Origin of the sequence: Gottfriedia sp. S16(2024), from assembly GCF_050473765.1 — a bacterium.
Classification (GTDB): domain Bacteria; phylum Bacillota; class Bacilli; order Bacillales; family Bacillaceae_G; genus Gottfriedia.
Window position 1 is genome coordinate 179,361 of the sequence record NZ_JBFLUO010000001.1, and the last position, 15,181, is coordinate 194,541.

The 15,181-nt window shown below is 32.9% G+C and carries 13 protein-coding genes; 2 read left to right on the plus strand and 11 right to left on the minus strand.

Annotation, left to right across the window (positions count from 1 at the left end; all coding sequences use genetic code 11):
• Window positions 1–15: 15 nt before the first annotated feature.
• From polA to AB1282_RS01055, 5 genes are all read right to left on the minus strand, one after another.
• Complete coding sequence (gene polA / locus AB1282_RS01035) at window positions 16–2,643, minus strand: DNA polymerase I (protein ID WP_429901035.1); 2,628 nt, start codon at window positions 2,641–2,643, stop codon at window positions 16–18.
• Window positions 2,644–2,882: 239 nt separating this feature from the next.
• Entirely contained in the window at window positions 2,883–3,059 is a 177-nt protein-coding gene (locus AB1282_RS01040) for a DUF4177 domain-containing protein (RefSeq protein WP_172795419.1), read from the minus strand.
• Window positions 3,060–3,441: 382 nt separating this feature from the next.
• Entirely contained in the window at window positions 3,442–5,208 is a 1,767-nt protein-coding gene (pnpS, locus tag AB1282_RS01045) for a two-component system histidine kinase PnpS (protein WP_429898267.1), read from the minus strand.
• Entirely contained in the window at window positions 5,201–5,917 is a 717-nt protein-coding gene (locus AB1282_RS01050; protein WP_056472254.1) for a response regulator transcription factor, read from the minus strand. The genes pnpS and AB1282_RS01050 overlap by 8 nt, the downstream gene beginning before the upstream one ends.
• Window positions 5,918–6,094: 177 nt before the next feature.
• Window positions 6,095–6,565, minus strand: a complete 471-nt coding sequence (locus AB1282_RS01055; protein WP_056472252.1) for a MaoC/PaaZ C-terminal domain-containing protein — start codon at window positions 6,563–6,565, stop codon at window positions 6,095–6,097.
• A 360-nt stretch (window positions 6,566–6,925) separates the two neighbouring features.
• Here AB1282_RS01055 and AB1282_RS01060 point away from each other — a divergent pair, with 360 nt between their 5' ends.
• Complete coding sequence (locus AB1282_RS01060) at window positions 6,926–7,390, plus strand: hypothetical protein (protein ID WP_056472250.1); 465 nt, start codon at window positions 6,926–6,928, stop codon at window positions 7,388–7,390.
• 50 nt (window positions 7,391–7,440) lie between these two features.
• On the opposite strand, the gene mdh is transcribed toward AB1282_RS01060, so the two are convergent.
• From mdh to AB1282_RS01080, 4 genes are all read right to left on the minus strand, one after another.
• The gene (gene mdh / locus AB1282_RS01065; RefSeq protein ID WP_056472247.1) at window positions 7,441–8,379 is read right to left on the minus strand and encodes a malate dehydrogenase; all 939 of its coding nucleotides are present in this window, start codon (window positions 8,377–8,379) and stop codon (window positions 7,441–7,443) included.
• A 36-nt stretch (window positions 8,380–8,415) separates the two neighbouring features.
• On the minus strand, window positions 8,416–9,696 hold the full coding sequence (gene icd, locus AB1282_RS01070; protein WP_056472244.1) for an NADP-dependent isocitrate dehydrogenase: 1,281 nt from the start codon (window positions 9,694–9,696) through the stop codon (window positions 8,416–8,418).
• 129 nt (window positions 9,697–9,825) lie between these two features.
• Window positions 9,826–10,944 carry a citrate synthase gene (citZ, locus tag AB1282_RS01075; protein WP_056472241.1) on the minus strand — a complete coding sequence of 373 codons (1,119 nt, stop codon included), beginning with the start codon at window positions 10,942–10,944 and terminating at the stop codon, window positions 9,826–9,828.
• A gap of 175 nt (window positions 10,945–11,119) precedes the next feature.
• A complete protein-coding gene (locus AB1282_RS01080; protein WP_056472239.1) occupies window positions 11,120–11,578 on the minus strand; it encodes a DUF441 domain-containing protein in 459 nt (152 codons plus the stop codon).
• A gap of 123 nt (window positions 11,579–11,701) precedes the next feature.
• On the opposite strand from AB1282_RS01080, the gene ytvI reads away from it, so the two are divergent.
• Window positions 11,702–12,814 carry a sporulation integral membrane protein YtvI gene (gene ytvI / locus AB1282_RS01085; RefSeq protein ID WP_056472237.1) on the plus strand — a complete coding sequence of 371 codons (1,113 nt, stop codon included), beginning with the start codon at window positions 11,702–11,704 and terminating at the stop codon, window positions 12,812–12,814.
• 103 nt (window positions 12,815–12,917) lie between these two features.
• Here the strand turns inward: ytvI and AB1282_RS01090 are convergent, their stop codons facing one another.
• Together AB1282_RS01090 and pyk are read right to left on the minus strand one after the other, a co-directional pair.
• Complete coding sequence (locus AB1282_RS01090) at window positions 12,918–13,313, minus strand: FxsA family protein (protein ID WP_056472234.1); 396 nt, start codon at window positions 13,311–13,313, stop codon at window positions 12,918–12,920.
• Between the two features lie 101 nt (window positions 13,314–13,414).
• Window positions 13,415–15,169 (minus strand): pyruvate kinase, encoded by a 1,755-nt coding sequence (gene pyk / locus AB1282_RS01095; RefSeq protein WP_056472230.1) that lies wholly within the window; start codon window positions 15,167–15,169, stop codon window positions 13,415–13,417.
• Between the last annotated feature and the right edge of the window lie 12 nt (window positions 15,170–15,181).

The following is a 15,181-nucleotide window of genomic DNA, read 5'->3' on the forward strand; positions in this document are numbered from 1 at the left end:
AGTCATCCTATCTATTTATTTTGCTTCAAACCAAGAATCTCCAAAATTATAATCAACCTTTAAAGGCACTACTAAATCGACTGCATGTTCCATTACTTCTGGTACGATTTTTTCTAAAATTGCTAATTCTTCTTTTGGAGCTTCTAATATTAATTCATCGTGTACTTGTAAAATTAATTTTGCCTGAAGCTTTTCCGCTTTTAGACGCTCATCTAGTAAAATCATAGCCTTTTTAATAATATCGGCAGCACTACCTTGGATTGGGGTATTCATCGCTGTTCTTTCAGCAAATCCACGAACATTAAAGTTAGAACTTGAAATTTCAGGAATATAACGACGTCTATTTAAGATTGTACTTACAAATCCATCTAGTTTAGCCTTTTGAACAATATCTGACATATAATCTTTTACTTTTGGAAAACTAGCAAAGTACTTTTCAATAAATATAGCCGCTTCTTTTCTTGTAATACCTAATCCTTGTGATAATCCATAATCACTAATTCCATATACAATCCCAAAGTTAACAGCTTTTGCTTGTCTTCTCATATTGCTTGTTACCTCATCAGCGCTAACATGGAAAACATCCATTGCAGTCTTTGTATGAACATCAAAGTCGTTTTTAAATGCATCCATTAAATTATCGTCTTGTGCTATATGAGCCAGTACCCTTAATTCAATTTGAGAATAGTCAGCAGCAAAGATTATCCAGTCTTTTTTAGATGCAACAAAAGCTTTTCTAATTTTTCTACCTTCTTCTAAACGTATAGGAATGTTTTGCAGGTTAGGATCAATCGAACTTAAACGTCCAGTTTGTGCTAATACTTGATTAAATCGTGTATGAACTTTGGAATCTGATTCATTTATTACTTTTAATAAGCCTTCTACATAAGTAGAATTTAATTTTCCAACTTGGCGATAGTGTAGAATTAATCGAATGATTTCATGTTCTGCCTCTAATTTTTCAAGAACATCAGCAGAAGTAGAATAACCTGTTTTTGTTTTTTTACCAGATGGTAAATTTAACTTTTCAAACAGAATAACTCCTAATTGCTTCGGTGAATTAATATTGAATTTTTCACCAGCTAGTTCATAAATATTCTCTTCAAGGTCTTTTAACGTATTAGCTAGTTCTGAACCCATCGTACGAAGAGTCTCTTCTTTAACTGTTACTCCTTCAAATTCCATATCACCTAATATAAAAGTTAATGGTAATTCTAATTCTGTTAGCAGTTCAAATTGACTATTTTTTCGCAGGCGTTCTTCTAAAGTTTCTTTTAATTTACTAATAGCAATTGTTTTACGAACAATATATTCAGATAAAACTTCATCTGATGGCTTAGTTTGCTTTGCACCCTTACCATAAATCGATTCGGCAGTTTGAATTGAAAAATCTATTTTACCATTAACTATATCAGCAAATTCTTTATTAGACTGAGCTGGGTCAAATATATATGAAGCAAGTAACGGATCGAAATTAACACCATTTAAATTAATACCTCTCCACTTCAGTGCAACATAAGCACCTTTTGCATCATATACATTTTTATTAACACTCTCATCCTCAAGCCATTTTTTAAATAAATCCGACTCTAACCCTACAGCTGTCGAAATAAAGAAATGACCTTTTTCATTTGAAAGCCCAAATCCTTGAATTTCTTCTGTATGATAATTTTCTCCGATCATTTCAACGATTAAGCTTGAATGATTAGCTAAATGTTTCTCCTCAATTGAATCTAAGACTTCATAGTTAATCTCTTCTAGATCTTCAATCGATTCTTTGATGTCCAACTTAGCTAACAATGATGTAAATCCAAGAGATTTAAAAAAGTCCGCTACTTTATTCGTATCAGCTTCCGGAAGCGTAGTGTCATTTACAGTCAATTCAATTGGTGAGTTTTTATTAATTGTAGCTAATTGCTTACTCATTAAAGCTTGATCTTTATTTTCACTTAAATTTTGAAGAAGCTTTGCTCCACTTACTTCCTCTATATTTTCATAAAGACCTTCTACAGTTTGAAACTGTTTTAAAAGTTTAATGGCAGTCTTTTCCCCAATACCTGGAACACCAGGAATATTATCAGATTTATCCCCCATTAAACCTTTCATATCAATAATTTGATCAGGTGTAATCTCATACTTTTCATGAATCGCTGCAGGAGTATATTCTTCAACTTCAGTAATACCTTTTTTAGTCATACTTACTGTAATACGGTCATCAACTAGCTGTAATAAATCTCGATCACCTGAGATGACTTTTACTTCATATTCATCTTTAGAGGCTTGACCAGCAAGTGTACCAATAATGTCATCCGCTTCATAATTTTCTAATTCATAACGTGCAATTCCGTATGTATCTAATAGCTGGCGAACTAGTGGAAACTGTTCACTTAGCTCTGGTGGAGTCTTTTGTCTTCCACCTTTGTATTCTTTAAATGTACTATGTCTAAACGTTGTTTTCCCTGCATCAAATGCAACAAGCATATGTGTAGGTTTTTCATCGTCAAGAATTTTCATTAACATCATTGTAAATCCATAAATTGCATTCGTATGGACACCTTTATCATTACTCAAAAGTGGCAATGCAAAAAAAGCTCTATAGGCAATACTATTCCCATCAATTAAAACCAATTTCTTCTTCAAAATAGATCCCCTTCCTATTACAAATCTCACTATCTTTTTATGTATAATTTTTATTTCTTGCTTTTTCTTTTCATAAAATTAATCGTTCCAACATTTCCTTGCTCTTAACATTCTAACATGAACGATCTATAAAAGAAAAAGAGGCCGTCTTTGATTCAGGCATATTAAAAGTTTTTACTCACTCAATTTGAAAGTTGAATAATGATGACTTTTAAGAATGAATCGTAAGACTACCTCTGTAATTAGTTTAAGTCGATTTCTCGCTCAAAAATTAGTTCGACACATGAGCCTTCTATTGCTTGCTGATTGTTTACAACCTGATGAAGGCGCCAGCCACTTTTAGCATAGTTCCCAACTACATCATAATAATAACGATTTGATGATTTAGTGTTAACTTTTACAAATTCGTATTCGTACATCTTTATCCACCCTCCGATGTATGATTCAACACTCATAATTTCCCCAAAAATTATAAAAGTAATATGATCAAATAAAGAAAACTCGTCGACTGACAAGGCCTTTTAGGCAGAGGCGTAGTTGCACTTATACTTTAATCCTAAAATTGGCAATCAGATCGAGTACGACTCTTCTTTTGCCAATTGATCCTTGCTTAAAGTGCAATAAAAGTATCCACTAGTATAGACACCTTAAAGAAAAAATAAAACAGATTTAAATATAAAAAATCCCGGAAGTATAACTACTCCCGGTTTAAGATAACTCCTTGGATGAAGGGGTTTTCATCATAACTATAACAATTTTTTATTAATTATAAATAAATCCAATGTAAAATCAATGTAAATGTCACATCGAAATATTTTTATTTAATGTTACAATGAATGATGTCCCATGACCTAGTTTACTTTCAACTTCGATTTTGCCTTTATGAGCTTCGACAAGATGCTTTACAATCGCTAATCCTAGGCCTGTCCCTCCAGAGTTCCTACTTCTTGCTTTATCTACTCGGTAAAAACGTTCGAAAATACGAGATATTTCCTCTTTTCCAATTCCTACTCCTGTGTCATTTACCCTTAATACAATATGGTCATTTGTCTCAGAGGCAGTAATAAATACTTTGCCACCAGCTGGAGTATAGTGGATCGCGTTATCAACTAAATTAATAATTACTTGTTTTAATCTTAAAGCATCAGCGTATACAACTAACGGACTATTCAAGTATAATTTGAAGTCTATATTTTTCTCTTCTGCTTTTTGTTTAAGCATTTGCTGTACATCTTCAATAACTTGTTTTGCCGATACTTCTGCAAGATCTAATTTAAAATTCTGTTGCTCAATTTTTGAAAGATCTAACAAATCTTGAATAAGTGACTGCATACGATCACTTTCCGTTAATATAATCGATAAGAAGTTTTTACATAACTCATCATTTTCCATTGCCCCATCTAGAAGAGTTTCAGTAAAACCTTTAATAGATGTAATTGGCGTCTTAAGCTCGTGAGATACATTTGCAAAAAAATCTTTTCGAACTTGCTCTAATTTCTTTAATTCACTTATGTCATGGAAAACAAGAACGATTCCTTTCCACTCGTGATTTATCCCAATAATTGGTGCACCATATATTTCAAAATGTTTTCTTTCAATTGATAATGGCAGAATGATTTGCTTTCTAACTTTTATTTCTTTTAGAAAAATTTCCTCCACAATTTCAATGACTTCTTTATGTTTAAATGCATCATAATAAAGCTCACCCAATATACTTCTCGAATCAACTTTGAACGTTTCTCGATATGTTTTATTAATTAGGTTAACATGACCTCTACTATTAATTAAAACAACCCCGCTACCAATATTATGAATCAGTGTGTTTAATCGATCTTGCTGCATTTCCTGTTGACTAGTCATTTCTTGTAGATTTTTTGCAAGTACATTCATTGCTTGACTTAACATCGTTGTCGATTCATTACTTTCGGCTAATGTTCTAGCTTTATAATTCCCTTTGGATAATTCAATTGCAACTTGGGTAATATCTTCAATTGGTTTTGAAAATTGATGCGAGTATCGTATTAGTAAAACTATGATGGCAAATAAAACAAAACCTAATAATGAAAATAATAACATCGAAATACTTCGATAAACTTCTTTGATTGACTTAGTTGAATAATCAACAATTAAAAATTGCTTATTGCCATGTTTATCTGTTATTTTCTTGCCGTAATATTTAGCTGCAGAATCTTTTTCTATAAATTTAGCTGCATTCTCTACTTTATCAAGTCGTTCTAGATAAGCTTTTAAATTCTTTGATGATATATTCAATTCCACATTCTCATTGCTAGATTTAGCGATAAGATTATAATGATCATCAAATAATATAATATCGATATTTAAGTCCTTTGATATCTTTTTTAACGTTTGATTAGATATATTCTTTGTTAATGGTGTATTCGACTCCATGATTGAAGCAATTAAGTTAGTCTCTTTTTCAATTCTTTGATCATAGTTTGTCAGATAAAAGGATTTAAAAATTTGCCCTAGTACGATTCCTAATATAACAAGAATAACGATTATTATTGCAGAAAATCCATAGAGCAATTTTCGATTTAGATTACTCATTTAATCTTGGTTCCTCTAATTTATATCCTAATCCACGAATTGTTTTTATATAAACTGGTTTTTTTGAATCTAGTTCTATTTTTTCTCTTAAATGGCTAATATGAACATCGACAATTCGAGTGTCTCCGGCAAAATCATAATTCCAAACGGCACTTAATAATTGATCTCGAGTTAATACTCTACCTTTATTTTTTGTTAAATATAATAATAACTCAAATTCCTTAGGTGTTAACTCAAGTTTTTCACCTTGGAAATATGCTTCATAGTACTCAGGTAAGATTTTTAAATCAGCTATGATTAAAGTGTCAGCGTCGTCGTTTGATTGTACTGGAGTCTCAGTTATTTTAGATCTTCTTAAAATTGCTTTAACTCTTGCTACGACTTCTCTTGGGCTAAATGGTTTTGTCATGTAATCATCGGCACCAAGTTCAAGTCCTAACACTTTATCAAATTCATCATCTTTTGCTGTAACCATTAGAATAGGCGTAGTATTTCTTTGAAGTCTTAATTCTTTACATACTTCCATACCATCTTTTTTAGGTAGCATTAAATCTAAAACAATTAATTCTGGCTTTTCTTCTACAGCTTTTTGTAAACCTTCTTCCCCATCAGTAGCTGTAACAACTTGAAAGCCAGCTTGTTCTAAGTTAAATTTGATTAAAGTTAAGATATGCTCTTCATCGTCTACTACTAGAATTTTATTGTTCATTTCTTATTCCTCCAGGTTATTGTTAAACCCTCATCCATTTATATCCTATTTTATTTATCTATATCTATTTTTAATCATACTAAAAATTCTATCAGACGTAAAACGTAAAAAGCAGGGTTGGAAAGTTCATACAAAAGTAAAACAACAAAAAAAGAATGTCAGTTGACATTCTTTAAGTTAAAAATTTTCATATAGTAAAGCATTCGATTGGTTTACAGTTGGTGGAATAACTGTCAGTTTTCCATTTGCAATTTCATTTTGCGTTTTATTTAAAACGCTTACATTAATACATACTTCATTTAAATCTAAATTAATTTCAACTACCTCAAAATGAATTGAAATTGTTTCATTATGATAGATATGTTGGTCGAATTGAAGTTCTTTTTTTATAATATGACTTCCTGGGCCAGGTAAATGTTTTGTAACTGCTGCAGAGACTAATCCGCTTATAATAAAACTTGGAACAATTGGTTTATTATATTTTGTTTGCGAAGCATAGTTGTATTGAGTATATAATGGATTTGTATCGCCTGTTAAAGCCAGGTATAAGTAAATATGTTTTTCATCAATATGTTCTGTTACAATTAACTTTTCACCAATTGAAATGTCTTCAAGTTTTCGTCCGATTTTTGCTTTTTTAGTTAACATATTAAACCCCCTGTTTATCTTAATATTTTAAAAATTCGATAAACAACAGCAAATTTCCTTCTTAATCGGCAAAATTTTTATAAAAAAACTTATAAAAAATTTTAATATTCATCTCTTCATATTTTCCCCCTTATGGAAGATAAAATTCTATCTTTCTCCTTAATAAATAATTTAAATACTCCGAATGCATACTGACTTTTAAATCCGTTTAACTTGTATAAAAATCATGCGGTTTGTGTCTTAAGAAACTTGTACATACTTATATCGTCAAATGTCATTTCGTAAGCATAAGTTTTTGGTATAATTTAGTAGCTAAGATGTTTAAATTAAAATTTGGCTAAGTAAAAAGGAGAGATGGAAATGTCCTATACGGTTGATTTTAAAAATGTATCTACGGTTGGTTTAGAGTCTTCCCCTGTTGTTGATGCACTAGCTGGTTTACGCGCTAATGAGGCTCGTTATTTTATGAACAAGTACAAACATGAATTTACAGTAGTACCAGCTAGCGAAAGTCAGGAGACACTTGATTACGTGAACCGAATTTTGAAAGAAGAACGTGATATCGAATTCGCTGCTAAACCTTTAGAAACTTCTCGTTTTCAAGTGGAAAATATCAAATTTACATACGTCTTTTATGAAGATGGTCTTTCGGTCAATGTGATGTATACGGTTGATGATCCTAAAAAGCGTGCTGTTGGTTTTAAACTTTCTGACGGAATGGAAATACCAATGGAGTTAGTAGAAAAATTCAAGTTTGCTAGGCAAAAGTCTAAATTAGCTGGAACGATTCGTGGCTCATATTTTGTTATTAAAGGTGAATATTAAATAAGGTTAAAAATCAAAAGACCCACAAGGTTACCTTGTGGGTCTTTTTTTTAAGCTAAAACGTTCATAACGTTTTTGACAGCTACAACTGAGCGATCTAATGCTGTTTTTTCATCAGCAGTCAAATCTAATTCGATAATTTGTTCAATACCGTTTCCGCCAATAATTGTAGGAACTCCTAAGTAAATACCGCTGTAACCATATTCGCCTTCTAAATAAGCAATTGTAGGTAACACGCGACGTTGATCCTTAAGTATAGCTTCAACCATTTCTACTAGCGATGCAGCAGGTGCATAATAAGCACTTCCGTTACCTAGTAGATTAACGATTTCTCCGCCACCTTTACGAGTACGTTCAACAATAGCATCTAAACGATCTTTTGGAATTAATTTTTCTAATGGAATACCACCAGCATATGAATAACGCACTAATGGTACCATATCGTCTCCGTGACCACCTAAAACAAATCCAGTAATATCTTTAACAGATAAATTTAATTCTTGAGCAACAAACGTTCTGAAACGAGCTGTGTCAAGAACTCCAGATTGTCCTATAACGCGGTGTTTAGGAAAACCAGCTTCTTTGTATACTGTATAAGTCATTGCATCAACCGGGTTGGTTAAAACAACAATTGTACAGTTAGGAGAGTATTTTACGATTTCACGAGTAACTGCTTTCATGATGTTTGAGTTAGTTGATACTAGATCATCACGGCTCATACCCGGTTTACGAGCGATACCTGCTGTGATTACTACTACATCTGAATCAGCTGTGTCAGCATAATCACTAGTACCAATAATGTTAGCATCAAATCCTTGAACTGGACTTGCTTCAAGCATATCTAAGGCTTTGCCCTTAGTAGGGTTCTCTAGTTGTGGAATATCAACTATTACTACATCCCCTAATTCTTTTTGTGCAAGCAAGAAAGCTGTTGTAGCACCAGTAAAACCAGCACCTACTACGGAAATTTTACGTCTTCGAATTGACATACAAATACCTCCCTTTTGTTTACAAACACAATTTAATTATACAAGAACTGATTCCATATTTGAAATTAATTCGTTTGCAAATTCAGAACATTTTACTTCAGTAGCTCCATCCATTAGACGAGCAAAGTCATAAGTAACAACTTTTGAAGCGATTGTTTTTTCCATTGATTTAAGAATCATAGAAGCTGCTTCACTCCAACCCATATGCTCAAGCATTAATACTCCAGAAAGAATAACTGAAGATGGGTTTACTTTATCTAATCCAGCATATTTAGGAGCTGTACCATGTGTAGCTTCAAAAATAGCATGTCCAGTTTCATAATTGATATTTGCTCCAGGAGCGATACCGATTCCACCAACTTGAGCAGCAAGTGCATCAGAAATATAGTCACCATTTAAGTTCATTGTAGCTACTACATCAAACTCACGTGGTCTAGTTAAGATTTGTTGTAAGAAGATATCAGCAATGCTGTCTTTTACTAAGATTTTACCAGCTTTTTCTGCTTCATCCATTGCTTTGTTAGCAGCGTCTTTACCGCTTGTTTCTACAATGCGATCATATTCTGCCCATGTAAATACTTTATCGCCGAATTCTTGCTCAGCAACTTCATAACCCCAGTTCTTAAATGCACCTTCAGTAAATTTCATGATGTTACCTTTATGAACTAAAGTTAAAGATTTACGGTTTTCTTGAATTGCATAATTAATTGCTGCACGTACAAGACGTTTTGTACCTTCTTCAGAAATTGGTTTAATACCGATACCAGATGTTTCTGGGAAACGGATTTTATTAACACCCATTTCTTTTTGTAAGAATTCGATAACTTTTTGAACTGCTTCAGAACCTTTTTCATATTCGATACCAGCATAGATATCTTCAGTGTTTTCACGGAAAATTACCATATCTGTATCTTCTGGACGTTTAACTGGTGAAGGTACACCTTCAAAGTAACGTACAGGACGTAAGCACACAAATAAATCTAATTCTTGACGTAAAGCAACGTTTAAAGAACGAATACCGCCACCAACTGGAGTTGTTAAAGGTCCTTTAATTGCGATCATGTATTCTTCAATTAAGTTTAAAGTTTCTTGTGGTAACCATTCACCAGTAACATTAAATGCTTTTTCACCAGCAAGAACTTCTTTCCATTCAATTTTACGATTACCATTATATGCTTTATCTACAGCTGCATCTAAAACACGTGAAGATGCTGCCCAAATATCTGGGCCTGTACCGTCGCCTTCAATAAAAGGAATAATTGGATTGTTTGGCACGTTTAATTGGCCGTCTACTAATGTAATTTTTTCAGCTTGCATTACATGCTCCCCCTTGTATAAATAAATTAAATTCATTAAAATACATGCTTTTGAGAGGAAGATTCCTCTTCCTCTCTTACTATACATTATTCGAATATTAAATACTATTTTAAGTATTCAATTACTTCTTTATGCACGCTCTTCAATTGGAATGTAAGAGTTTTTCTCTGGTCCTGTATAATCTGCACGCGGACGAATAATACGATTATTTTCATATTGTTCTAATATGTGAGCAGTCCAACCAGACATACGGCTAATAGCAAAGATTGGAGTAAATAAATCATGTTCAATTCCTAAGCTGTGATAAACAGATGCAGAGTAGAAATCAACATTTGGTGGAATATTCTTTTGAGTTGTAACAAGTTCTTCAATTTTTTCAGACATTGTGTACCATTTTGACTCTCCAGTAATCGCACCTAATTGACGAGACATTTCTTTTAAATGTTTCGCACGTGGGTCCCCACCACGGTATACGCGATGTCCGAATCCCATAATTTTAGCTTTAGCATCCATTTTCTCTTGAATGTAAGATTCAACATTTTCAATCTCACCGATTTCAGCTAACATTTTCATAACGCTTTCATTTGCGCCACCGTGTAATGGGCCTTTTAAAGCTCCAATTGCAGCTGTAATACCTGAATAAATATCAGATAATGTCGCTACGCAAACGCGTGCAGTAAATGTCGAAGCATTTAATTCATGGTCAGCATGTAGTACTAAAGCCTTATTAATTGCTTCTTCTGCAATCGCATTAGGTTTATCGCCAGTCAGCATATATAAGAAGTTAGCTGCGAATGATAAATCTTTATTAGGAGCGACTGGTTCAAGCCCCTGACGAATTCGAGAAAACGCTGCCACAAATGTTGAAATTTTAGCTTGAAGTTGGATTGCTTTAAGATAATTTGAATCTGAGTCCATTGCTTCAGCATTTTTATCATACAATGCAAGCATTGAAATAACTGTACGTAATACAGTCATAGGATGTACATTTTTTAAGTTAGTTGATTTTAAGTAAGTAATAACTTCTTCTGGTAATTCAGCATTATCTGCTAATTGAGAAGAAAGTTTTTTAAGTTGATCCTTATTTGGTAACTTGCGATGCCATAATAAATATACTACTTCTTCAAAACTTGCATATTCTGCTAATTCATCAATTCCGATACCCACATACGTTAATGTATCATCAATAATAGAACTTATAGAAGTCGTAGCTGCTACAACACCCTCTAAACCACTTTTAACTGTCATATTCCCCTCTCTCCTTTACACAAAAATTTCCCTAGTATTTAATACATACATATACTGGTATAACTCTTTTAAATTACCGAGTATACATAGAAAGGAACCCTACTATCATTTATTATAAACAATAATCTGACTTTTGTGAATGAAAACAATTTACTAAAATATAATTATTATGCAATTACTTAATTAATTCTACAATCCAAATGAATAGATATGCGATTCCAGCCCCAATTAAAGGCCCTACTGCAACCCCTTTAAATACTGCTACAGAAAGTACTGTACCTAGTACTAATGCCGCTGTTATTTGTGGACTAGTAGCTAATAATTGTACTCCACCTTTTGCCAAAAGTGCCACTGCGATACCTGAGAGTAGTGCGATCCAGGCAACAGGGGTTTTTAATGCATCAATCAAATTTTTAAAACCGATTTCCCCTGTCGCGATTGGTACTAATACAGCAATCGTAATAACCGTTACCCCTAAATTAATACCTTTTGATTGCATATAAGGAAATACTCGATCTCCTAGAGGAGTATATTTTAGTACCAACAATACTATAATTGAAATAATTAAAGAGTTATTTTTAGCAATTGCACCAATTAATAATAAAACTAAGAGAAATATTGTCGATTCACTCATTTGTTAGTATCCCCTTAATGTATAATTTATTAATAAATACTACCAAACTTTACTATTATAAAAAAATAATTCTTGTTAAAATAAGACAAGAGGACTCATTTCACTTTGGAAGGAGGTAAAAGTTTGAATAGAACTTTAGTTTTTCAGATCATCCGGTTTTTATTTGTAATTGCATGTATTATTTTAGGTCTTTACGTGGCACTATTCATCACAAAACTTACATACCCTTTCATCATTGCTTTAATCATTGCATACTTTTTAAATCCACTAGTAAATTTGTTAAACGAAAAAGCCAGGATACCAAGAGGAATAGCGGCATTTTTATCAATTATTCTACTATTAGCTGTTCTAGCAGGATTATTTACATTACTGATTACGGAAATCATTTCAGGTTCAACCTATTTAATTCAAGTTGTTCCAGAAAGCTTTGAACGATTAATTTATTTCGTTGAAAATATTGTTACCGATAAAGTGATTCCTATATATGACTTAATTATGAGTAAATATAGTCAACTCGGTGCAGGGCAACAACAAACGATTCGCACAAATATACAATCGATTGGCGATTCTGCAATTAATCTAGGAAAAGAAGCATTAAACGGAATTATTGTAGGGATTAAATTAGTAATCGCTTTATTACCAAATACTGCTACCTTAATATTCGTTTCTTTATTAGCAACATTCTTTATTAGTAAAGATTGGTACAAAATAAAAAATTTATTCGCAAAATATACTCCAGATCGAATTCAACATTACAGCAAAACAATTTTTATTGATTTACGAAAAGCTTTATTTGGTTTTATTAAAGCACATATCACTCTTATTTCTATGACGACTGTGCTAGTCTTAATCGGATTATTAATATTAAGAATTCCTTTTGCAATCACTATAGCTATTCTAATTGGCTTCATCGACTTACTTCCTTACTTAGGAACTGGCTTAATTTTCGTTCCATGGATCTTATATACATTTCTGTCTAGCGATTATAAATTAACGATTGGTCTCGCAATTTTATATGGTGTTGTAATTGTCCAACGTCAACTTGCAGAGCCAAAAGTTCTATCTTCAAATATTGGATTACAACCACTTCCTACTTTAATCTCGTTATTTGTTGGTTTTAAATTTTTTGGTTTACTAGGATTGATTGCCGGTCCAGTAACTTTAGTAATTTTATCAACCTTGTATCGAGCAAGAGTCTTCCATGAAATTTGGTATTATATTAGAGGTTCACAGTGAACTGAATAGCAAATTTTTATTTCTTTACAAATAAAAACGAGAAAGCTAACACTGCTTTCTCGTTTTTTGTATCTTATTAAAACACCTTTTGCATTTCTAGTGTTTATTTCTTTATAAATCCAGTCCAAACAACATTACCTTTTAGCCTTTTCATGACAAAATAAATAAGTTGTTGGACAAACTTGATTCTAATTGGTTTAATTAGCAACACGATTGCTAATAAGTCGGTAACTGGTCCCGGAATAAAAAATAGGAGGCCAATTAGAAAGAATGATAGTCCCTCTATCATGATTAAATCTGGCATTTTGCCTGCCTGAAGCTGTTCTCCGGCTTGTTGTTTAACTGTAACCCAAACGGTTCTCATGATATATATACCAATCAAAAACGTACCGATTAGCCAAAGAAATACTGATAAGGAACCAATTACTTTACCAAGTAATGTTAAACAGATTAAATCAATTAATGGGATTAACAATAGCCAACCAACAAGTTTTTTCATGATAGCTTCACCTCTTGCTTAGAATTAAAAATATCTTTTATTCATCTTATTCATGTCAAAAAATAAAGAGAAGGAAACTTTGTCCTTCTCTTTATTATATCTTAAAATATGCTTTTATGTCCCGTACTAACAATTCCTCTTGAAGCATCTACTGTAACAGCTTGACCGTTTACTAAAATGTTTGTTGCATTTTCAACTCCAACAATTACTGGAATCCCTAAGCTAACACCTACTACTGCAGCATGGCTAGTTAATCCACCTTCTTCAGTAATAATAGCTGCTGCTCTTTCAATTGCTGGCATCATGTCTCTATCTGTACTATTTGTTACTAAAATACTTCCTGGAGTAACTTTCGAAACAGCTTCTTCACCTGTTTTTGCGATGACAACTTTTCCTGCAGCAGTTTTGCGACCAATACCTTGACCTTGAGCGATCACGTCACCTACTACATGAATTTTCATCATATTTGTCATACCTGTTTCGCCAACTGGTAATCCAGCAGTAATGATGACAGTATCACCATTTGAAACAAATTTAGCGTCTTGAGCCGCTTCCATAGCATGTTGTAACATTTCATCAGTTGAGTTTGCTCTTTCTCTATATTCAGTTTGAACTCCCCAAACTAAAGTTAGACGACGACAAATACGAATATCAGATGTAATAGCTAAAATTGGAGCTTTTGGACGATATTTCGAAATCATTTTCGCAGTATGTCCACTCTCAGTAGGAGCAATAATTGCAGCTACTTTTAAGTTTAAAGCTGTTGCTGCAACCGATTGACCAATTGCATCTGTAATTGTACCTTTATTTTCTCTTTGACGCTTTTTAAATAATTCTTCGTATTGTAAGCTTTTTTCAATGCGAAGCGCAATTGAGTTCATCATTGAAACAGACTCGACTGGGTATGTACCTGCAGCAGTTTCACCTGATAACATAATTGCATCAGTTCCATCAAGAATGGCATTTGCAACGTCACTTGCCTCTGCTCGTGTAGGACGAGGATTACGTTGCATTGAATCTAACATTTGAGTAGCTGTAATTACAGGCTTACCTAAATTATTACATTTTTTAATTAATAGTTTTTGAACAATTGGTACTTCTTCTGGTGGAATTTCTACGCCCATATCACCACGTGCAACCATTAAACCATCTGAAACCTCAAGAATTTCATCGATATTATCGATTCCTTCTTGATTTTCGATTTTCGGTATAATTTGAATATATTCAGCGCCATGTTTACCTAAAAGTTCACGAATTTCTAATACGTCAGAAGCTTTACGAACGAAAGACGCAGCAATAAAATCAACATTTTGCTCAATACCAAATTCGATATCACTTATATCTTTTTCTGTAATACCAGGTAAATTTACACGTACATTTGGTACGTTTACACCTTTTTTATTTTTTACTAAACCGCTGTTTAACACTTTCGTACGAATATCTTTTCCTTCAATACCGATTACTTCTAATCCGATTAATCCATCATCGATAAGAATTTTAGAACCAACATGTACGTCGTCAATTAATCCTTCGTAAGATACTGCAAATTTCTCTGCTGTACCTACTACTGGTTCAGTAGTAATAATCACTTCATTTCCAGTTGTTAATTCTGCTTGGCCGCCTTCAAAATCTAAAGTACGAATTTCAGGACCTTTTGTATCTAAAAGAATCGCTACAGTTCTACCAGTTTTTTTTGAAGCCTCGCGGATACTTGTAATTCTTGCAGCATGCTCTTCATGAGAACCATGTGAGAAGTTTAATCGTGCTACGTTCATTCCTGCATTAATTAACTCTACTAATTTTTCTACCGATTCACTAGCAGGACCAATCGTACAAACTATTTTTGTTTTACGCATTTTTTACCCTCC

Coding starts and splice junctions, on each gene's coding strand:
- AB1282_RS01040 (WP_172795419.1), bottom strand. CDS start 3,059: ATGTACGAATACGAATTTGTAAAAGTTAACACTAAATCATCAAATCGT.
- pnpS (WP_429898267.1), bottom strand. CDS start 5,208: ATGAGTAATCTAAATCGAAAATTGCTCTATGGATTTTCTGCAATAATA.
- AB1282_RS01050 (WP_056472254.1), bottom strand. CDS start 5,917: ATGAACAATAAAATTCTAGTAGTAGACGATGAAGAGCATATCTTAACT.
- AB1282_RS01055 (WP_056472252.1), bottom strand. CDS start 6,565: ATGTTAACTAAAAAAGCAAAAATCGGACGAAAACTTGAAGACATTTCA.
- AB1282_RS01060 (WP_056472250.1), top strand. CDS start 6,926: ATGTCCTATACGGTTGATTTTAAAAATGTATCTACGGTTGGTTTAGAG.
- mdh (WP_056472247.1), bottom strand. CDS start 8,379: ATGTCAATTCGAAGACGTAAAATTTCCGTAGTAGGTGCTGGTTTTACT.
- icd (WP_056472244.1), bottom strand. CDS start 9,696: ATGCAAGCTGAAAAAATTACATTAGTAGACGGCCAATTAAACGTGCCA.
- citZ (WP_056472241.1), bottom strand. CDS start 10,944: ATGACAGTTAAAAGTGGTTTAGAGGGTGTTGTAGCAGCTACGACTTCT.
- AB1282_RS01080 (WP_056472239.1), bottom strand. CDS start 11,578: ATGAGTGAATCGACAATATTTCTCTTAGTTTTATTATTAATTGGTGCA.
- AB1282_RS01090 (WP_056472234.1), bottom strand. CDS start 13,313: ATGAAAAAACTTGTTGGTTGGCTATTGTTAATCCCATTAATTGATTTA.
- pyk (WP_056472230.1), bottom strand. CDS start 15,169: ATGCGTAAAACAAAAATAGTTTGTACGATTGGTCCTGCTAGTGAATCG.